Below are 20,259 nucleotides of genomic sequence, written 5' to 3'. Positions count from 1 at the left end.
ATTTTCATGAGTCAAGTGGACACCGAAGTACGTCCAAGTAACTTCATTCGTAATATCATTGATGAAGACCTAAAAAGTGGTAAGCACAACCAAGTGCACACCCGTTTCCCGCCTGAGCCTAATGGCTTTCTGCATATAGGTCACGCAAAATCAATTTGTTTGAACTTTGGTATCGCGAAAGATTACCAGGGACAATGTAATTTACGTTTTGATGATACTAATCCTGAAAAAGAAGATATTAACTACGTTAAATCTATCCAGGAAGATGTGCGCTGGTTGGGATTTGAATGGTCTGGCGATATTCGTTATTCATCAAATTATTTTGACCAATTGCATCAATATGCCGTTGAGTTAATCACAAAAGGATTAGCTTACGTTTGTTTCTTAAACGGTGAACAAACTCGTGAATATCGAGGCACATTGAAAGAGCCTGGCAAAAATAGTCCATATCGCGATACTTCTGTTGAAGAAAACCTCACGTTATTTGAAAAAATGCGTAAGGGTGAATTCAAAGAAGGCGAATGTGCACTGCGCGCAAAGATTGATATGGCATCACCTTTTATGTGTATGCGTGATCCGATTATCTATCGTATTCGTTTTGCACATCATCATCAAACGGGTGATAAATGGTGCATTTATCCCATGTATGATTTTACCCACTGTATCTCTGATGCGATGGAAAACATCACCCATTCGATTTGTACACTAGAGTTTCAGGACAACCGACGTTTGTACGACTGGGTGTTAGACCATTTAGATGATTTTCAGGCGCCTAACCGTACTCGTCAATATGAGTTTTCACGCTTAAACCTTGAATATACCTTAATGTCTAAGCGTAAGTTGAATGACTTGGTTACTCGTAATCTGGTTAGTGGTTGGGATGACCCTCGTATGCCGACGATTGCGGGCTTACGTCGTAGAGGTTATACGCCAGGTGCTATTCGTGAGTTTTGTCAACGCATTGGCGTGACTAAACAAGATAACTTAGTGGAAGTAGGTATGTTAGATGCCTGTATTCGTGAAGAGTTAAACGAACATGCACCACGTGCGATGGCCGTACTGCGTCCCATTAAAGTGGTTATTGAAAATTATCCACATGCTGAACCTGAAAGCATTCAAGCTGCGGCGCATCCATCGAATGAAGCCATGGGCACTCGCGAGCTATTTTTCGGACGTGAGTTGTTTATCGATGCTGAAGATTTTAAAGAAGAAGCAAATAAACACTTTAAACGTTTAGTTTTAGGCAAAGAAGTGCGTTTACGTAATGCTTATGTCATAAAAGCTGAGCGTTGTGAGAAAGATGCCGAAGGTAACGTAACGACGGTTTACTGCAGCTACGATGATGAAACATTAGGTAAGAATCCTGCTGATGGTCGCAAAGTAAAAGGCGTGATCCATTGGGTGGAAGCATCATCTGCTAAACCTGCTGAGTTCCGCTTATACGATCGTTTATTTACCGATGCCAATCCAGCGGCGTTCGATACGGTGGATGAAGTGATTAACCCTAATTCATTAGTGGTATTAAATGGTTTAGTTGAGCCGAGTTTAGTTTCAGCTCCTGCTGAAAAAGCTTATCAGTTTGAGCGTGAAGGATATTTCTGTGCTGACAGTAAAGACTCAAGTGCAGAGCACTTAGTGTTTAACTTAACTGTTCCGTTAAGAGATTCATTCGCTTAAATCATCTTATGTAATTAAGGCGCATTGTGCGCCTTTTTTGTTATTTAACCGTGTGGAAAATCGATGAAAATAGTTGCAGATGAAAACATGCCTTATGTTGAGGAATTATTTGCTGAATTTGGCCAAATTGAATTTGTAAACGGCCGCACTTTAACCGCAGAGCAAGTGAAAGACGCCGATGTCTTATTAGTTCGTTCTGTGACTAAGGTGAATCAGGCTTTAATCGATCAGGCTACCAAGCTCATTTTTGTTGGCAGTGCCACCATTGGAACCGACCACATTGATGTCGATTACTTGCAACAAAGAGGTATCGAGTTCTCAAATGCGCCTGGGTGTAATGCAACCGCAGTAGGTGAATTTGCTTTTATCGCATTGTTAGAGCTTGCTAAGCGATTAGGTACTCAATTAAAAGGAAAAATAGTTGGTATTGTTGGCGCAGGTAATACAGGTACTGCCGCTGCTAAGTGTTTCGAAGCTTATGGTTTGCAGGTTTTATTGTGTGACCCGATTAAACAAGCCGAGGGTGATAGCCGTCTATTTGTGGCGCTTGATGAATTAATTGCAAAAGCTGATGTTGTCTCGTTGCACGTGCCTATCACTAAAGTGGGCCCACATAAAACATGGTACTTATTTGATGGAGCAAGACTTAATACATTAAAACCAAACACCTGGTTGATTAATTGCTGTCGAGGTGAAGTGATCGATAATCACGCCCTTATCAAAATGAAACAAGCGCGAAATGATATAAAAGTCATACTTGATGTGTGGGAGGGTGAACCAAATCCTATTGCAGATCTGGTTCCCTTAGTCGAGTTCGCTACCCCTCACATTGCGGGCTACAGCCTAGAAGGTAAGGCAAGAGGCACTTTTATGTTATATCAAACCCTGTGCCGAATATTACAACAACAAGCGACTAAATCGCTTGTGGACTTATTGCCTCCATTTGAGTTTCAGCAGTCACTCAATACCGCAAGTTTAGATGAAAGTCACTTACTCAAAATGTGTCGTTTGGTATTTGATCTTCGTGATGACGATGCGTTATTCAGGCAATCATTTCATACCTCTGCAGGTTTTGATTTACTGAGAAAGCAACATACTCATCGACGTGAATTTAGTGCATTAGCCGTCAACTCTTGCATTGACAATGCATTTTCTGCAAGTTCAGATTGCATAAAAATGTTATGGTCATTGGGGTATTCACAGTAATAATTGCTATTTAATAGGTATTCTTTACCTATTTTGCTACAAGTGTAGTCAGTTGAGAAAAAATCAGCTAAATCGCGACATTTTTCACTATTCAACCCTAGCATAAGCTCAATAAACTAGGTAGATTGTCAGTTCAATAAGATTATTAGGAGTCGGGCGTTAATATGTCTCAAGAATTTAATGTTGTCGTTTTAGGTGCATCGGGCGCAGTGGGTCAAACAATGATTGAGATCCTTGAAGAGCGTAATTTTCCGGTTGCTAAGTTATTTCCTTTAGCGAGTAGTCGCAGTGCTGGTGAAACCGTTAGTTTTCATGGTAAGCAAGTTGAAATTCTTGATGTAGAAAAATTCGACTGGACTCAGGCGCAAATCGGGTTCTTTTCGGCTGGTGGTGATGTGTCTGAAAAGTGGGCTCCAATTGCTGCTGAAGCCGGCTGTGTTGTGATTGATAATACTTCTCACTTTAGATATGACATCGATATCCCATTAGTTGTGCCAGAAGTTAACCCTGAAGCCATTGCCGATTTTCGTAACCGTAATATTATTGCCAATCCGAATTGCTCAACCATTCAAATGTTGGTTGCATTAAAGCCAATCTATGATGCCTTTGGTATTACACGTATTAACGTGGCAACTTATCAATCGGTATCGGGAACAGGCAAGAAAGCTATCGATGAATTAGCCGGACAATGCGCTAAATTATTACAAGGCTTACCAGCAGAACCAAGTGTTTATCCAAAACAGATCGCTTTTAATGTGTTACCGCAAATCGATAAGTTTATGGAAAACGGCTACACCAAAGAAGAAATGAAAATGGTGTGGGAAACACAAAAAATATTTGGTGACAGCGAAATCGTGGTTAACCCAACAGCGGTTCGTGTGCCAGTGTTTTATGGCCACTCTGAAGCGGTTCACCTTGAAACCCGTGAGCCTGTTGACGCTGAAGCGATAAAATCTGTGCTTCGCGATGCTCCAGGTGTAGTACTTTTTGAAAATGATGATGATTATCCGACAGCAGTAACAGACTCTGCTGGGCATGATCCTGTTTTTGTTGGACGTATCAGAAAAGATATTTCTCATTCTCATGGTATAAATTTATGGGTAACGGCCGATAACATTCGTAAGGGTGCGGCGTTAAACAGTGTACAAATTGCTGAAATTCTCATTCGTGATTACTACTAAGTAACCGATGAATTAACTATTACCTCAGGTAATAGAGTGATTTAGTGTAAAAAGCCCGCATATTGTGGGCTTTTTTAGTTTTAGGCTTGTCTCGATGTAGCAGGGCTGACAAACTTAGTTTATAGTCGTAAAAATGCCAAAATTTCATTAATCAATAACAACGAACGAAATTTATAAGCATATAACAAACGAAAAAATGACCTAAAGCCAGTTGTCATGATGACAAATATTTCGCGCTAAAAGGGAAGGACTGAATGACATCTCGTACTTCATATTGGGTGGGTTTACTTTTATCTGCCACCACAGCAATCTCCGCAAGCCAACTTTTGCTTTCGGCTCAAGCCGATACGCTTAAAATTACCGGGCCCAATGGCGAGGTTAAACAAGCACGGCAGTATGGTCCGACTACCCCCTCTGATACTTTCTGGAGCATCGCTCAAAAAGTCCGCCCCAACGATAGAATTACGATTTATCAGGTGATGTCGGCATTATTTGATGCCAATCCGCATGCATTCAGTGACAATAATTATAACTCTTTAGAAAAAGGTATGATTTTAGCCATACCTTCAGCTGAAGTGATGGCGGCGATACCAAAAGCGCAGGCTAAATTACGTGCTGAACGTGATGACAGATTAGCCAGAACAGCTAAGCCTGCAGTAACACCAAAACCTTCGGTCAACACCAATGTGGTGAAGCAAGTCCAAGCAAAACCCGTTACCCCAGAAAAGCCATTACAGATCACCCCACAGCAACCTGTTGTTGCAAATGTTGAGCCCCTTAGCGCAGCTAAGAAGAATGAAATGGCGGAATTAAATAACGAACTCGACAAGGCTAACAATAAAACCTTAATGCTGACCGATGAGCTTGCAAGAGCACAAGATCAGCTGATGGCAACCCGTAGTGATAATCAAGTTTTAAAACAAAAAGTTGAAGAGCTGACTCAGATCATCAGTAACCTGGAAGAGGATGTTCAATTACAACTTGAAAAGCATCAACTTTTAGTCAATAAAAATGAAATGTTAGCCACTGAATTGGAAGAAGCTAACAAACCTGCTATTGAACAACCCACTGACTTTTGGCGTAATCTGACAAATAATACCGGCTTGTTGATTGCAGCTGCGGCGTTACCTATTTTACTGCTTTTTGGGGTAATATTTTTAATATTACGTCGTCGTGCTAACGCAAAAGATGATCCCAAATCAGCCCCTGAAACGGTTTCAGAACCTAAAGCAGCGGCTTCTGATGCAAACAATGATAACGATTTAGAAGACCTAGCCGTTCATCTTGATAGCGATGATGAAGAGTCTATTGATGATCTTCTCGATTTAGACAGTTTAGATATGCAGCCTGAAACCGAGCTGCACATTGATGATGATCAGATGGACATGGCTGCGGCTATGTTCATTGAGGAGCCTGATACAGCGCAAGAGCCTGTTGCTGAAGAGGATGATGACGTCACTTCATTAGATGATCTTTGGGCTGAAGCGATGGAGGAGCAAGACTCTGAACTTGACCCTTTAGAAACCGATGAAGATCTGGATAATTTACTTGCAGGGTTAGATGACGATGATCTGGATGAGCCCGCAGTATCTGCTGCTCCGGAAGATGATTTAGATGCATTATTGGCTAATATTGATAACGAACAACCGGCAGACATCATTGATGAAGTAAAATCCTCATCAGTATCAAGTGAACAAGATAATATCGATGACCTTTTGGCTGGTTTTGAGATGTCAGCCGATGATGTTGATGAGCCTGAAACGCTTAGCGACAATCCAGATAGTAACAATGTCAATGTAGACGATATCGACTCTCTGTTAGCTGGATTTGATGTTGATGACAGTGAGGCTGTTTCTAAATCATCAGAAAACGATGAGTCGATAGCCAATATTCCTGCCGATACTAAAGCCGATGATGATATCGACGCGTTGTTAGCCAGCTTTGAAACGCAAAAGACTTCTGAAGAACCAGAAGATGATGATATCGATGCACTATTAGCCAGCTTTGATGCTCAAGATGACAACGAAACACAAGATGCGCCAAGCACTGCCGAACATAACTCAGAGGATGATAACGAAGATCTCGCCGATGCCATCGCCGCTGAACTAGAGTCAGACGATGATCTTGCTAACAAAGACGTTAATGTTGCAGAAAATGATGATATCGACGCGCGGCTAGCCAGCTTTGATGCTCAAGATGCTAACGAAACACAAGATACACCAAGCATTGCGGATCGCTTAGAGGATGATAACGAAGACCTAGCCGATGCTATCGCCGCTGAACTAGAGTCAGACGATGCTCTTACTAACAAAGAAGTTGATGTTGCAGAAGATGATGATATCGACGCGCTACTAGCCAGCTTTGATGCTCAAGATGCTAACGAAACACAAGATACACCAAGCATTGCGGATACCTCAGAGGATGATAACGAAGACCTAGCCGATGCCATCGCCGCTGAACTAGAGTCAGACGATGATCTTGCTCACAAAGACATTAATGTTGCAGAAGATGATGATATCGACGCGCTGCTAGCCAGCTTTGATGCTCAAGATGCTAACGAAACACAAGATACACCAAGCATTGCGGATACCTCAGAGGATGATAACGAAGACCTAGCCGATGCTATCGCCGCTGAACTAGAGTCAGACGATGATCTTGCTAACAAAGACGTTGATGTTGCAGAAGATGATGATATCGATGCGCTGCTAGCCAGCTTTGATGCTCAAGATGCTAACGAAACACAAGATACACCAAGCATTGCGGATACCTCAGAGGATGATAACGCAGATCTCGCCGATGCCATCGCCGCTGAACTAGAGTCAGACGATGATCTTGCTAACAAAGACGTTGATGTTGCAGAAGATGATGATATCGATGCGCTGCTAGCCAGCTTTGATGCTCAAGATGCTAACGAAACACAAGATGCAGCAAGCGCTGCATCTGACTCAGAATATAGCGCTGCCGATGATAGCCAAGCCATTGATAGCTCAGGCGATGATAACGAAGATCTCGCCGATGCCATCGCCGCTGAACTAGAATCAGACGATGATCTTGCTAACAAAGACGTTGATGTTGCAGAAGATGATGATATCGATGCGCTGCTAGCCAGCTTTGATGCCCAAGATGCTAGCGAAACACAAAATGCAGCAAGCGCAGCGGATAGCTTAGAAGAAGATAACATTACCGATAATAGCGAAGATTTAAGTGAGGCTATTACGGCTGAACGAGAGTCTGTTGATGAGCAAGGTTCTGAACCTCCGCTTGAAGGTGATGACGATCTTGATGCCTTGTTAGCCAGTTTCGACTCGGATGAGACTGATACGCAAACAGATGATTTGACAGATGAAATATTAGATTTTGAAGAAGTCCCTGAAAATGATCAGCGCTTAGATTCATTACTTGCCGATTTAGAGTTGGCTAGCATGGAAGATGAAGCCGATGATAGCTTGTCATTAGACATAATTGCTGATGATGAAAGCGATGATTTAACGGGTTTAATTTCAGAGTTAGAACAAGCTCAAGCACCGACAGTAACCGATGACGATCTTGATTTAAACACCTTAGAATCTGAGCTGTTGAAAGCTGGTGATGTTAAAGATGCAGGCAGTGTATTGGTTGATGATATTGATGATTCAATTTTATCTGATGCTGAAAGTGAACTTGATGCGCTATTAGCGAATATGGGCACAGAAGCAGATGATTTGTCTTCATTGAAGGACGACGTTGCAGTAGATTTTGACCCACTTACCTTTGAAACTGATTCAGCATCAGAGTTAGATGAGGATGCTGTCAGTGAAAATAAAGGGACAAATGTTAAAGTAGAAAAAGATTCAGGTTTTTTCAATGATTTGAAAGCGGCTAAAAAGCCTCAAGAAAATATGTTGGATTGGGAAACGGATATCTTTAATAGTGCATCTAAGTTGTCTTCATCCCAGAAAGAGACCATTCCAAATTTACAGACTAACGATGACGTAGATTTTAGCGACGATGATTTAACCGAATTTACCCTCTCAGACGACTTTTCTGTTGATGACGAATTTGTATTAGACGATGATACTCTTACTGTTGATGAAGCGCTTGCCGCACTCGATAAAGAAGAGGGCGATGCTGTTTCACTAAAGATTACTGAAGCAGAACTGAGCAATTTTGAACGAGAAAATGGTTTTATTGATATTAATAAATTGCTTAATGATGCTGACGAAGGTGATGTTCCTGTATTAGACAATTACAAAGATGTTGATGTTGATATGGGCGGGGTTGGATCATTGTTGGGTAATACTAATATGGTCGATGTCGACGATGAAGAAAATTCAGTTAATGCCAAGTTAGATTTAGCCCGTGCCTATATTGAAATTGAAGATGAAGATAGCGCCAAAGCACTGTTAAAAGAAGTGCAAAATGATGGTAATTCTCGTCAACAAGCTGAAGCAAACTCTTTATTGAAAAAATTAACCTGAATTTAGGGCACTTTTTTAAAACGACGCTTAGACATGCGTCGTTTTTTTTGTGCTAAAATACGCGCCATTTTAAAGTGAAAGGGTCAAGTTATGCGGATAGCCTTAGGTGTCGAATATGATGGCAGTAATTATTTTGGTTGGCAGCGCCAAGCTGAAGTCGATTCTGTTCAGGCACAATTAGAAAAAGCGCTTTCGTATATTGCAAATAAACCAGTGGAAGTTCTGTGTGCGGGCCGCACGGACTCCGGTGTACATGGTACGGGTCAGGTGGTTCATTTTGAAACCGATGTCGTGCGTCCTATGTCAGCATGGACATTTGGGGTCAATACACAGCTGCCGGACTCTATAGCCGTGCGCTGGGCAAAAGAAGTCGATGACAGCTTTCATGCGCGCTTTAGCGCCACAGCTAGACGCTACCGCTATATCATTTACAACCATTCTTTACGTCCTGGGATATTACGCCAAGGCGTGAGTCATTATCATGGTGATATTGATGAATCACGTATGCATCAGGCGGCGCAACTGTTACTTGGCGAACATGATTTTACCAGTTTCAGGGCTGTACAATGCCAATCCAATACGCCATTTCGCAATGTGCATCATGTGCGCGTCTCGCGCCAAGGGATGTATATTATGGTTGATATTAAGGCCAATGCATTCTTACATCATATGGTGCGCAATATTGTCGGCTCGTTAATCGAGGTCGGATTAGGTAATCAACCGATAGATTGGTTAGGCCAATTATTAATCGCTAAAGACCGAAACCAAGCCGCGGCAACCGCAAAACCCAATGGCTTATATTTAGTTGATGTGACCTATCCTGAGCAATATGATTTGCCAAAGCTGGCCCTCGGGCCTTTGTTTATGCTGGATTAATACTTTAAGGCAACCACTTCTGATGGATACAATTAAAACCCTTATGCCAGGTCATCAAGCAAATTTAGATCAATGGCTGGATTATTTATTAGCCATTCACCCAAGTGAAATTGATATGGGACTTGCCAGAGTTTCTGAGGTTGCTGGGCGTTTAGGACTAATGGATTTAGCGCCTGCGCAGGTCATTACGGTTGCAGGAACCAACGGTAAAGGTACAACCTGCGCCATGCTTGAGTCTGTATTAATTCAAAGCGGGAAAACAGTGGGGGTTTACAGTTCACCGCACTTATTACGCTATAACGAACGCGTGCGTATCAACCAAAAAGATTGTCTTGACGAACAGTTTATTGAAGCTTTTATGGCCATTGAGCAAGCCAGAACTGATATCTCATTAACCTTTTTTGAATACGCGACTCTGGCAGGTTTATACTTATTTAAACAAGCTAAATTAGATGTGATCATTTTAGAAGTCGGTCTTGGGGGGCGTTTAGATGCCACGAATATGATTGACTCTACCGCAACCATTATCACTTCAATTGATTTAGACCATCAAGAATATTTAGGCAATACACGTGAATTAGTTGGCCGGGAAAAAGCTGGCGTATGCCGCAGTCACTGTATCAGTATAGTTGGCGAACCCAATTTGCCGCACTCAGTGACTGAGTATGCACAGAAAATAGCGTGTCAGTTGTTAAGAGTGGGCCATGAGTTTGAATATCAACTCAATGGTGACAGCTGGTTATTCTCGACTCAAGCGCAGCAATTGACGTCTTTAACAGTACCTTCACTGCCTTTAGCGAATGCTGCTTGCGTAGTCGCTTTAATTAATCAAATTTGGCCACAAATTAGCATTTCAGATATCAACCGCGGATTGGCATTAGCCACATTACCCGGTCGGCTAGAATGCGTGAGTCAAGCTCCGCTGGTGTTGTTAGATGTTGCCCATAACCCTCATGCAGCAAAATATTTAGCCGTGCAATTACGTCAAAAGCTGGCGCAAAAAGCGAATGTTTCAGCTAAGGTTATTGCCCTCTGTGGCATGCTAAAAGACAAAGATATTGCGGGTGTTTTTGCTGAGCTAATAGCGGTGGTTGACCAATGGAATTTAGTCACCTTATCTACTGAACGAGGTGCAACCTCAACGCAATTGCAACACCATTTATTGACTGTTGAACCAGCACAAGCAACATCTGAAAATAAATTAAACATCAACACCTTTGATGATATTGATGACGCTTGGCAATCGATTAGCACTACTATTCAACCCGATGATGTGGTAATTGTATTTGGCTCTTTTTATACTGTCGCTGCTTTTAAATCAAAACTGTAACACTGGGAAATTATCTTGAAACGTCAATTTCAAAACCGCTTAGTTGGCACCATAGTCCTTGTCGCTCTTGGAGTGATTTTTTTGCCTGATCTTTTGGATGGTAAAAAAGCTAAAGTAGTAGAAGAGTTTACTGAAATTCCTTTACGTCCCACCAATCAGTATCAAAATAATAATGCGGCGCCACAAGAGTTTGAAGTACCTGAAGTTGCCAGTGTCGATATTGAACCAAATGAAGCAGAACACACCTTGCTTGCTGATAAAGCCGTCAATGATGATGTGGTTCCGTTAGGTAACATTGATGCTGCCACAGTTAGCAAGCCTGCAGCTAGTAAACCTGCTACAAAAAGTGATACGACAAAAGAGGTTGTGGTTGCTAAAACTCCAGCAGTTAAAGAACCGGCCAAAAAGGTTATCGACAAACCTCAAACTCAAAAAAATATCATTAAGTCAGGCTATACACTGCAACTTGGTGGCTTTAATAATGCCAAAAATGTAGAAGCCCTAATCGCCCAATTACGATTATCTGGTTATACCGCATATACACTACCCACAAAACCCGTCGAAGGTAAATTGACCCGTGTGTTTGTCGGCCCTGAAGTATCAAAACAAAAACTAGAATCTCGCCAAGGTGCAATTACTAAATTAACCGGATTGAAAGGCAAAATTGTTGTTTATGATCCGATGGACAAGTAAGTGTTGTCGGCATTAGAGGCTGATTTTGTAGCGTTTTATCAGCCCTAGCGCTAATTTGTTTATAGTGCAAATTGATTGTTCTCATTCATGTATGATTAATTTGGTCTATAGGGGTGAGAAAAGTCTTCACCTCTGTTAGAATCGCGCCGTCTTAAAGGTTACCCGGATCCCCATCCCAATGGTTTGGATTGATTACGCAATTATTATTGTTATTAGCTTATCTACCCTGATTAGTTTAGTCCGTGGGTTTGCTAAAGAAGCCATGTCATTAGTGGTATGGTTTGCGGCTTTTTTTATCGCCAGTCAGTTTTATCTCGACCTCGCCGTTCATTTATCGCAAATGCAAGATGAAATGGTGCGCAACGGCGTTGCTATTGCTATTCTTTTTATCGCAACGCTTATTATTGGTGCCTTAGTTAATTACCTTCTTGGTCAACTCGTTGCTAAAACCGGTTTGTCAGGTACAGATAGAGTACTTGGTGTGTGTTTTGGTGCTATTCGCGGGGCGTTAATCGTCAGCGCGTTACTATTTTTCATGGATGCATTTACCGGTTTTCCCTCAACCAGTTGGTGGAAGGAATCAGTACTCGTGCCCGAATTTGGTGTGGTTATTCAGTGGTTTTTTGACTACTTGGAAAACACATCAAGCTTTGTACCCAAAATCTAAAACTATAAAACACCTTACAGTGAGGAACCTTACCCATGTGTGGTATCGTCGGAATAGTAGGCAAGTCTTCAGTTAATCAAACCATTTATGACTCATTGACCGTACTGCAACATCGTGGTCAAGATGCTGCGGGTATTGTTACCGTTGACGTAAATGCGTTTCGTTTACGTAAAGCAAATGGCTTGGTTAAAGATGTATTTGAACCAAAGCACATGCAACGTTTGCAAGGTAATGCTGGCATAGGTCATGTTCGTTACCCAACAGCAGGTAGCTCAAGTGCTTCGGAGGCTCAACCGTTTTACGTTAACTCACCGTTTGGTATTTCATTGGCTCACAATGGCAATTTAACCAATACTACTGAATTAGCCGCAAGCTTGTTAAGCAAGCGTCGCCATATCAATACCACTTCAGATTCTGAAATTTTATTGAACCTATTGGCCGATGAACTACAAGAGACTCGTAGCTTAACTTTATCAGCTGACGAAGTGTTTGATGCTGTCAGTAAAGTACATGCTCAAACGCGTGGTGCTTATGCCGTTACGGCTATGATTATTGGTCAAGGTTTGGTGGCATTTCGCGATCCGTTTGGTATTCGCCCATTAGTATTGGGTAAGCACGAAACAGCATCTGGCACTGAATATATGGTGGCATCTGAAAGTGTTGCTTTAGATGCGGTTGGCTTTGAGGTAATGCGTGATGTGGCTCCAGGTGAAGCGATTTACGTGACACTTGATGGCCAATTATTTACTCGCCAATGTGCCGTTAACCCAAGCTATTCTCCTTGTATTTTTGAATTCGTTTACTTTGCCCGTCCAGATTCGACTATCGATAATATTTCGGTATACGGCAGCCGCGTAAACATGGGCACTAAGTTAGGTGAAAAAATCAAAAAAGAATGGGATGAACACGATATTGACGTAGTTATTCCTATTCCTGAAACCTCTTGTGACGTTGCACTCGAAATTGCTCGTTCTATGGACTTACCATATCGCCAAGGTTTTGTTAAAAACCGCTACATTGGCCGTACCTTCATTATGCCTGGTCAACAAGAGCGTAAGAAGTCAGTGCGTCGTAAACTGAATGCTATCAATGCCGAGTTCAAAGGCAAGAATGTATTACTGGTTGATGATTCTATTGTACGTGGTACTACTTCAGAACAGATTATTGAAATGGCACGTGATGCTGGCGCAAAGAAAGTGTATTTTGCTTCAGCGGCACCAGAAATTCGCTTTCCGAATGTGTATGGAATTGATATGCCAACGACTAACGAGCTTATTGCCCATGGTCGTGATGCAGATGAAATTGCAAAAATCATTGGTGCAGATGGCATAATTTTCCAAGATTTAACCGACTTAATTGAAGCGGTTAGAATGGAAAATCCAGAAATTAAACGTTTCGAAACATCGGTATTTGATGGTCATTACATCACCAACGATGTCGATCAAGCGTATTTAGACCACATTATGCAATTGCGTAATGATGATGCTAAAGCGAATCGTAATAAAGATATCGGCACTAACTTAGAAATGCACAATGAGTGTCATCCGTAAGTTAAATCGTTAGTCGATGTAATGACAAAAGCCTGCTAAATGCAGGTTTTTTGTTTTCTACGACCTGAAAATATAGGTTTTTTCATGGCAGCATAAAAATAGTTATTTTGTGACTTGGTTTGGCCCCAAGGTTTGTTTGGAATATGGCCTAAGGCCACTATGAACATGAAACTTCGCACATAGTAAAGAATGCATCGTGAAGTTTATCTTTATAGTTTCAGTATGGCATTTACTCACCGACACGCAGCATTCTATTGAAATAAAAAAGTCCTTGTAGCTCAGCCGACCCAGCCATGGGTCGGATGGTCGGCTCGCAAATCACCATAATGAACCTTTCGAGTATTTACTTAGCCGGCAAGTCATAAAGAATAGTGGTATAAGATTATTTCAAAAAAGCTAACTTGTTTTTGCCCCAAGGTTTGTTTGGAATATGGCCTAAGGCCACTATGAACATGAAACTTCGCACATAGTAAAGAATGTATCGTGAAGTTTATATTTATAGTTTCAGCATGGCATTTACTCACCGACACGCAGCAAGTACGTCCTTGTAGCTCAGCCGACCCATCCATGGGTCGGATGGCCGGCTCGCAAATCACCATAATGAACCTTTCGATTATTTACTTAGTCGGCAAGTCATAAAGAATGGTGGTATAAGATTATTTCAAAAAAGCTAACTTGTTTTTGCCCCGAAATGTGTTAGAACTATTGTTCGCTACATTTATTGAAGAAGTTGTTTGACCTAATTAGGCTAATGTTACTACGATGTCTAGTGACATGAATTTAATTGTTCAACCAAGGTAACGTTATCAATGACTCAAAAAAGCTCGCAAGCTAAAAAAGAACATCATTATGTTTGGGCTTATTACCTCAGAAACTGGTCAACAGATAGAAATATTTGGTTTCGTTCTGGTAAGGGAAAAGTTGTTTTGGGTAGCACGAGAATGATAGCTAAAGAGAGAGATTTTTATAAAGTCCAGCCTTTGACAGTAGAACATATTGATAACATCAAAAGTTGGTCTAAAAAAAGCCCAAAGCATCTTGAAGAAAATCATATGTCTTATCTTAGTGACTTTGTATATATGCAACGAGCAGAAATGTTATACACACAAAGTGGTATCTATGATGAAGAAATAGAAAAACATTTTGAAGTGTTTAATTGCAACGGTATTGAGGACTTGCACACTAGCCATGAAAATGATGTAAAAGAAATAATTCAAGCGCTAGCTAAACAAGACTTATCAGCTCTTGACGAAGACAATAGAAAGCTAGTCTTTTTTATCTACCTCGCGCACCAGTTCACAAGAACCAAAACATTTAGAGATAGGGTGCTATCAGCTATTGGCAAAAACTCAGCCCCTCAATTTCAAAGAATTAATCAGCTTACAAAAGAGAGTTGGTGGTTTATGAGCTATATGTTTGGTATGAATATGGGATGGTCATTTTATTCTACTAGGAACAGCGATAGCCATTGCTTATTGATCAATAATACTAGCGAATCATTTATTACGGCAGATCAACCAGTTGTTAATGTACATCAAGAGTTGACTGATGAGGTAAGGCCACCAGAAGATCATCAGTGCGATTTATTCTACCCAATTTCACCCACTGTTGCTTTCATGATAAATAGATCAAATCGGTTCAAACCTGGGTTGTCTCATGTTGATATCAACATTGTAAAAGAAATGAACTCCAAAGTTGCTAGGAACGCTCACGTGCACATATTTGGCAAATCAGAAGAATCATTGAAGCCATATCTTAAGTGTGTAGGTGGTAAGTTAAGGCTGGTGAGAAAACAACAAAGCAATTCTCTATAGATGTTGTATCTATGTTCAACAAGCACCTTCCATCAATGGCTTATGATGGGAACATTCTAACCCGTATCTGCCCCTTTATGAGTTTCAGATGATGTGCTGCACAGATAAACAATAAGCCTGTTGACCTACTTTTACTAATCGATAAACGGCTGCTACTAACTACTTTCGATAAGACATCAATACCAATGCTTATTCTTCAATTTGCCGTGCTAGTTTATTCATATCCACTCTGGTAGAGTGCTTATAAATCAATAGCTTTACTTTGGTAAGGCTTAAATAATAGGTTGACTAAATGTGCATGCGTGTTTTGCCTAATTTATGCGCAACGCACAAATACTAAGACGTTATACGACACGTATTTTCACCTAAGGAGCAATAATGAATCCATTTGCAAGTTTACAAAATGATACCGTTTATATTGAAAGTAGTAATGGAGAACGCTCCGTTGCCTATAAGACTGCAATTGGTACTCAAGGCGGATTGTCAGCCACTATTTTTGAGAAGGCTCTCGATGTTGAAGAGGGCTGGAAACTGATGCGAGTTCTGCCAAATGGTAAAGAAGAGTCATATACGATTCTAGAAACAAATTATAATGCTGGGTTACATTCAATTCCTGCTAGTTGGAAACTAAAACTGAAAAAAGATAGCTCGTTACTTAATAAGCCTCCTGTTCATAAAAATACAACGATCAATATTTCTAATTCCCAAGGTATTCAAGTTGGTGATCATAATACTCAAAATATTGAGACTGGCTTAAAAGAGTTAGTAGAGAGAATAAATTCATCTGATATTAATGACTCTGAAAAACAAGAAGCAAAAAGTGCATTAAGAAAGCTTATGGATAATCCAGTTGTTGCTGGCGTACTCGGTGGAGCAACGTCAGGAATACTAGGTTTACTTGGTGGTTAAATCGTGCAGGCAAGTTACTTAACTAAATTAGTAGGTTAAATTTCACTACACATTATAACCCACTATTTTAGTCCGCTTAGCAACGCGTTAGAAATTTTTTAATTCATCATTAAGTTGTAGGTGATCTATCATGAAAATTGGTCGAAATATGAAGTGCTGGTGTGATTCTGGGAAGAAGTATAAACACTGTCATTATGGAAGAGATAGTGAAAAATCAATAACTAAAGGTGAAGCTATTACGCATTCTAATAAAATTGCCCAGCGTAAGTGCTGTTATGTACCTGATGCGCTTAAGGAAGAATGCAGTAAAAAAATAATAAATGCCCACACTATTTCCAAAAGCGGCAGTCTTATTGCGATTGCAGATTCTACTAATCATGTTTTAGGTTTAAAAATAAACCTATCAAATTTGTTTAAGAGTGAAGGCAAGTTAGTCCTAGAAAAAATTGGTGTAAACCAAGCTTCTACTTTTAAAGGTTTTTGCTCTCATCATGACAAATCACTTTTTTCGTGTGTGGAGGATCAACCGTTCGCAAATGAGGAAGATCAGTGTTTTGCTTTGATGTACCGTTCTGTGGCAAAGGAACTATATGCCAAAGAGGGGAGCGTAATTAGTTCTGAGCTGTTAAAGCAAGGAGATAAGGGGAAGCAGCCTATCGAACAATTCTTTATTCAAAAATTTGCAGCTAACAACCAATTGGGTGTGCAAACAGCAATTGATGAATTGTCCGAGTTTAAAAGTAAACTCGATGAGCAACTGCAGGGTCATACAACAAATGAGATGTGCCACTTGATACTTGAGTCATCGGCTCCTATTCCTGTGGTTGTTTCATCTATCGTTGCCCCTATTACAGACTTTAACGGCAACTTGATACAGGATTTGGGTGATTTATCCGTAGTCCCCGAGTATTTGGTGTTTAACTCATTTTCTAGTGATGGAAAAGGTTATGCTGTACTAAGTTGGCTTAAAGGTGAATCAATTGCTCAAGGTTTTATTGAAACTCTACTAGTTAGCGCTAAAGAAGAGCTATTTACAAAGCTAGTTCGCTTTTTCTACGGCGTGGCTGAAAATACTTTCACCTCTCCGGCTTGGTGGGATAGCTTGAGTGAGCCTCAAAAAAAGAAAGTAGAGAATCTAATTATGAGTGGTGTTAACCCCTTTGAGTTTGAAGTCGAATCTTTACTCATCGATGATGGCATTAGATTTACTGGTTGGGAAGTTGAAAATATAACGAAAATAAATTTCTAATCGAATCGCCGGAAGTGTCTAGCCTCTAGCCCCCACACCACTCTGCATTTGGCATCCGTACACGACTATATGGATTTAGGAGGGTGAAGCAGGATGCCAGAGCCGAGGCTGGTTCAATTAGAGTGCCTAACTAAGCTTTCTGGTTAGCTTCTTGTCTCGAGAATGAACTGCGTCCCCCATCTCTTAATGAACATAAACCCGCTTTCTTAAGACAGTCATTAGCAATGATAATGACTGCCTTAAGTTTTAGAGCTTAAGCACTAACCAATTTCTGTCCAATTCTACGCTATAGCCTCAACACCTGATCTGCGGTACACAATCCCATTTGGCTGTGTAATGCTTTGTCTGTAAGTTCCTTCTCATTGACCATTTTTGTTCTGTACCTTGAGGGGCTAAAAACAGTGCATTGGTTCCAAAATGCTGATTAATATCATCGTAAGTACGTATAAGTTTTAGGCTAGATGTACTGCCACTAAACATCAAGTACTATTTTCCCCTTTGAAATCTTAAAGCAAAAATCTGGCAACTCCATCATACAAGGATTAACTCCAGAACCATTAGTACCATTAATCGCCTTTGCAAATAGTAAAGCTGCATTTAACCTATCTAAAGCCTCGGCGTCATTTTCAACATCTTTAAGAATTACTCTACTTAAGTCAATGCAGCTACTAATAGAAGATAGGGTGTTTTGTAATTCTCTCTCTTGTAACTCATGTAATAAGCTATTTAAAAATTTCATAAAACCTCATTTAATCAAATGTTTAATCAGGGGGCTGAAAATTACAGCTAAACAATGCTAGTTTAAATATAAACTGCTACACGCCCTTGCGATGCCCTAGATTAGGAGGCATAGGGGCTGTGTGAGTTAGGGAGTTAAAATACTTTTTCTAACCAACTCCAGTCAAATTAGACTGGATACTCTAAATCATTACTGTCCAATTCTGTGTTTCAACCTCCTTGTCAAAATTATGGCTAGCTTACAACTTTTTTCGTTTCTTAGCAGTAACTTACCGGAGTTTTTCATGAGGGATAGGGTTAGTTTTACTATGAGAAACGGTTTCGTTACGATATCATTCTAGCCTTGAATCAGGTGTATAGACAAAACAAAGTGTAGTGGTCAAGTAAAATTGGCCACGGTTTTAGAGTCATTCCAATATAAACGTTCTGACTCATTTGGCGTTAACCCACCATTGTATTGATGGGGTCTGGTTTCACTGTAATATCCCGTGATGTAGTTTGTTATTTCTTTATCTGCTTCTGTAAAATTACCATAACCATTTACTGGCACCCATTCAGATTTCAAACTTCTAAAGAAGCGCTCCATTGGTGCGTTATCCCAACAATTCCCGCGACGACTCATACTTTGCTCAATTTGAAGACGCCATAATAACTGTCTGAATTTCAAGCTTGTGTAATGCGAACCTTGATCACTGTGATAAATCACATTCTCAGGTTTACCCCTTAACTCAAACGCCATATTCAAGGCTTTGCACGTCAGTTCGCTATCTGGCGATAATGACAAGGCCCATCCCACAGGTTTGCGGGAAAATAAATCTAGAACAACCGCTAAATATGCCCAACGATTACCGACCCAAACATACGTCACGTCGCCACACCACACTTTATTTGGTTGGGTAACAGCAAACTGTCGATTAAGCGTATTAGGGATAGCAACATGCTCTTGTGTTGCTTTCCTATAAGCATGCTTAGGCTGCTGACAACTCACTAATCCAAGTTTGAGCATGAGATTTCGAGCTCGATAACGACTGAGTTTAATCCCTTTGTTCGTCACTAATTGCGCTATCGTTCTAGCACCGGCAGAGCCATTACTAATACGATGCGCGGCCTTCACTTCACTGCATAAAATTGTAAAATCAGCATCGATATGGTCTTTTCTTTTTAGCCAATATTTATAGCTACTTCGATGCACTTTGAATGCATTACAAATTGTAAGAATAGAGTGGCTCTGCTTGAGTTGGCTGATTAGCGCAAATTGTTCATCGAGTCTGACATCAAGAGAGCGGTAGCCTTTTTTAAGATAAGGTTATGCTCCTCAATACGTGCTATGTGTTTCTTCAACTCACGGATTTCAATTTGTTCAGGAGTCATTGGAGATGCTTTGGGTGTGCCGCCCTGACGTTCTAATTTTAGCTGTCTCACCCACTTATCCATAGTCGATTTACCCACGTTCATCGCTTTTGCTGCTTGAATTATTGTGTGGTTCTTATCGAGGACTAATTGGGCTGCTTCAAGTTTGAATTCAGCGCTAAATGTTCTTCTGCTTGTCGATCTCATGTGCTCACCTAAAGTTGTCTACGAGGCAATAATATCACCTCTATTTAGGTGGCCAAAATAACTATGCCACTACAAAGGAACGATCAATTGAGCTTAAAAGAAACTTTAGATGTTTGTCAGATACTCATCGAGTCAGCAAGTTCGGATACATCAGTTCTCGCTTCCTACTTAGCACCAGTAGCGATGGTATTATCAGCATTTATTGCTGCTTTAGTTGCAACTTCAAGTAGCAAAAAAACACACTTATTGGATAAAAAAAGAGATGTTATTCTTGAAATTACAACTGAAATAGCCAATTTGCGCATGTATGTAGTAGAGAAAGTGCTTATAAAATCACAAGAATATAATGAAGAAA

General features: G+C 40.6%; 17 protein-coding genes. 14 read left to right on the top strand and 3 right to left on the bottom strand.

Features of this window, described 5'->3' with window-relative positions; translation table 11 throughout:
* Positions 1 to 6: 6 nt before the first annotated feature.
* From glnS to NE535_RS17260, 13 genes are all read left to right on the top strand, one after another.
* Positions 7 to 1,677 (top strand): glutamine--tRNA ligase, encoded by a 1,671-nt coding sequence (gene glnS / locus NE535_RS17320; protein ID WP_261299843.1) that lies wholly within the window; start codon positions 7 to 9, stop codon positions 1,675 to 1,677.
* A gap of 63 nt (positions 1,678 to 1,740) precedes the next feature.
* Positions 1,741 to 2,883: a 4-phosphoerythronate dehydrogenase gene (locus tag NE535_RS17315; protein WP_261299842.1), complete on the top strand. Its 1,143-nt coding sequence runs from the start codon at positions 1,741 to 1,743 to the stop codon at positions 2,881 to 2,883.
* 164 nt (positions 2,884 to 3,047) lie between these two features.
* Positions 3,048 to 4,064 carry an aspartate-semialdehyde dehydrogenase gene (locus tag NE535_RS17310; RefSeq protein ID WP_261299841.1) on the top strand — a complete coding sequence of 339 codons (1,017 nt, stop codon included), beginning with the start codon at positions 3,048 to 3,050 and terminating at the stop codon, positions 4,062 to 4,064.
* Positions 4,065 to 4,318: 254 nt separating this feature from the next.
* Positions 4,319 to 8,521, top strand: a complete 4,203-nt coding sequence (locus NE535_RS17305) for a FimV/HubP family polar landmark protein (RefSeq protein WP_261299840.1) — start codon at positions 4,319 to 4,321, stop codon at positions 8,519 to 8,521.
* A gap of 90 nt (positions 8,522 to 8,611) precedes the next feature.
* Positions 8,612 to 9,397: a tRNA pseudouridine(38-40) synthase TruA gene (gene truA / locus NE535_RS17300; RefSeq protein WP_261299839.1), complete on the top strand. Its 786-nt coding sequence runs from the start codon at positions 8,612 to 8,614 to the stop codon at positions 9,395 to 9,397.
* A 22-nt stretch (positions 9,398 to 9,419) separates the two neighbouring features.
* Positions 9,420 to 10,727 (top strand): bifunctional tetrahydrofolate synthase/dihydrofolate synthase, encoded by a 1,308-nt coding sequence (gene folC / locus NE535_RS17295; RefSeq protein ID WP_261299838.1) that lies wholly within the window; start codon positions 9,420 to 9,422, stop codon positions 10,725 to 10,727.
* 15 nt (positions 10,728 to 10,742) lie between these two features.
* Entirely contained in the window at positions 10,743 to 11,420 is a 678-nt protein-coding gene (dedD, locus tag NE535_RS17290) for a cell division protein DedD (RefSeq protein WP_261299837.1), read from the top strand.
* Positions 11,421 to 11,598: 178 nt separating this feature from the next.
* A complete protein-coding gene (locus NE535_RS17285; protein ID WP_188842803.1) occupies positions 11,599 to 12,087 on the top strand; it encodes a CvpA family protein in 489 nt (162 codons plus the stop codon).
* A 35-nt stretch (positions 12,088 to 12,122) separates the two neighbouring features.
* Positions 12,123 to 13,637, top strand: a complete 1,515-nt coding sequence (gene purF / locus NE535_RS17280) for an amidophosphoribosyltransferase (protein WP_261299836.1) — start codon at positions 12,123 to 12,125, stop codon at positions 13,635 to 13,637.
* A 483-nt stretch (positions 13,638 to 14,120) separates the two neighbouring features.
* Positions 14,121 to 14,276 (top strand): hypothetical protein, encoded by a 156-nt coding sequence (locus NE535_RS17275; protein WP_261299835.1) that lies wholly within the window; start codon positions 14,121 to 14,123, stop codon positions 14,274 to 14,276.
* A gap of 170 nt (positions 14,277 to 14,446) precedes the next feature.
* Positions 14,447 to 15,451: a DUF4238 domain-containing protein gene (locus NE535_RS17270; RefSeq protein WP_261299834.1), complete on the top strand. Its 1,005-nt coding sequence runs from the start codon at positions 14,447 to 14,449 to the stop codon at positions 15,449 to 15,451.
* Between the two features lie 378 nt (positions 15,452 to 15,829).
* On the top strand, positions 15,830 to 16,360 hold the full coding sequence (locus NE535_RS17265; RefSeq protein ID WP_261299833.1) for an RIP homotypic interaction motif-containing protein: 531 nt from the start codon (positions 15,830 to 15,832) through the stop codon (positions 16,358 to 16,360).
* Between the two features lie 130 nt (positions 16,361 to 16,490).
* Entirely contained in the window at positions 16,491 to 17,609 is a 1,119-nt protein-coding gene (locus tag NE535_RS17260) for a YecA family protein (RefSeq protein ID WP_261299832.1), read from the top strand.
* A gap of 294 nt (positions 17,610 to 17,903) precedes the next feature.
* Here NE535_RS17260 and NE535_RS18775 read toward each other — a convergent pair whose 3' ends face one another.
* The 3 genes from NE535_RS18775 to NE535_RS17250 all read right to left on the bottom strand — a co-directional run bounded on the left by NE535_RS18775 (position 17,904) and on the right by NE535_RS17250 (position 19,904).
* Entirely contained in the window at positions 17,904 to 18,089 is a 186-nt protein-coding gene (locus tag NE535_RS18775; RefSeq protein WP_425347471.1) for a DUF4113 domain-containing protein, read from the bottom strand.
* Positions 18,082 to 18,348: a hypothetical protein gene (locus NE535_RS17255; RefSeq protein ID WP_261299831.1), complete on the bottom strand. Its 267-nt coding sequence runs from the start codon at positions 18,346 to 18,348 to the stop codon at positions 18,082 to 18,084. Before NE535_RS17255 ends, NE535_RS18775 begins: the two co-directional genes overlap by 8 nt.
* 378 nt (positions 18,349 to 18,726) lie before the next feature.
* Positions 18,727 to 19,904, bottom strand: a protein-coding gene (locus NE535_RS17250) for an IS3 family transposase (RefSeq protein ID WP_261299830.1) whose coding sequence is annotated in 2 segments (ribosomal slippage) — positions 18,727 to 19,649 and positions 19,649 to 19,904 — 1,179 coding nt in all. Because the reading frame shifts where the segments join, the coding sequence is not laid out codon by codon here.
* Positions 19,905 to 19,991: 87 nt separating this feature from the next.
* Here NE535_RS17250 and NE535_RS17245 point away from each other — a divergent pair.
* Positions 19,992 to 20,259, top strand: a 268-nt coding sequence (locus NE535_RS17245) for a hypothetical protein (protein ID WP_261299829.1), incomplete at its 3' end; no start/stop codon positions are given.

Source organism: Shewanella holmiensis, assembly GCF_025370255.1.
Taxonomy (GTDB): Bacteria; Pseudomonadota; Gammaproteobacteria; order Enterobacterales; family Shewanellaceae; genus Shewanella; species Shewanella holmiensis.
Note: the sequence above shows the minus strand (reverse complement) of the source record. Positions and strands in the feature narration are given on the sequence as shown.

Excerpts from the sequence above, each read along its gene's own strand:
- glnS (WP_261299843.1), top strand. The coding sequence starts at position 7 with ATGAGTCAAGTGGACACCGAAGTACGTCCAAGTAACTTCATTCGTAAT.
- NE535_RS17315 (WP_261299842.1), top strand. The coding sequence starts at position 1,741 with ATGAAAATAGTTGCAGATGAAAACATGCCTTATGTTGAGGAATTATTT.
- NE535_RS17310 (WP_261299841.1), top strand. The coding sequence starts at position 3,048 with ATGTCTCAAGAATTTAATGTTGTCGTTTTAGGTGCATCGGGCGCAGTG.
- NE535_RS17305 (WP_261299840.1), top strand. The coding sequence starts at position 4,319 with ATGACATCTCGTACTTCATATTGGGTGGGTTTACTTTTATCTGCCACC.
- truA (WP_261299839.1), top strand. The coding sequence starts at position 8,612 with ATGCGGATAGCCTTAGGTGTCGAATATGATGGCAGTAATTATTTTGGT.
- folC (WP_261299838.1), top strand. The coding sequence starts at position 9,420 with ATGGATACAATTAAAACCCTTATGCCAGGTCATCAAGCAAATTTAGAT.
- NE535_RS17285 (WP_188842803.1), top strand. The coding sequence starts at position 11,599 with ATGGTTTGGATTGATTACGCAATTATTATTGTTATTAGCTTATCTACC.
- purF (WP_261299836.1), top strand. The coding sequence starts at position 12,123 with ATGTGTGGTATCGTCGGAATAGTAGGCAAGTCTTCAGTTAATCAAACC.
- NE535_RS17270 (WP_261299834.1), top strand. The coding sequence starts at position 14,447 with ATGACTCAAAAAAGCTCGCAAGCTAAAAAAGAACATCATTATGTTTGG.
- NE535_RS17265 (WP_261299833.1), top strand. The coding sequence starts at position 15,830 with ATGAATCCATTTGCAAGTTTACAAAATGATACCGTTTATATTGAAAGT.
- NE535_RS17260 (WP_261299832.1), top strand. The coding sequence starts at position 16,491 with ATGAAAATTGGTCGAAATATGAAGTGCTGGTGTGATTCTGGGAAGAAG.
- NE535_RS18775 (WP_425347471.1), bottom strand. The coding sequence starts at position 18,089 with ATGTTTAGTGGCAGTACATCTAGCCTAAAACTTATACGTACTTACGAT.
- NE535_RS17255 (WP_261299831.1), bottom strand. The coding sequence starts at position 18,348 with ATGAAATTTTTAAATAGCTTATTACATGAGTTACAAGAGAGAGAATTA.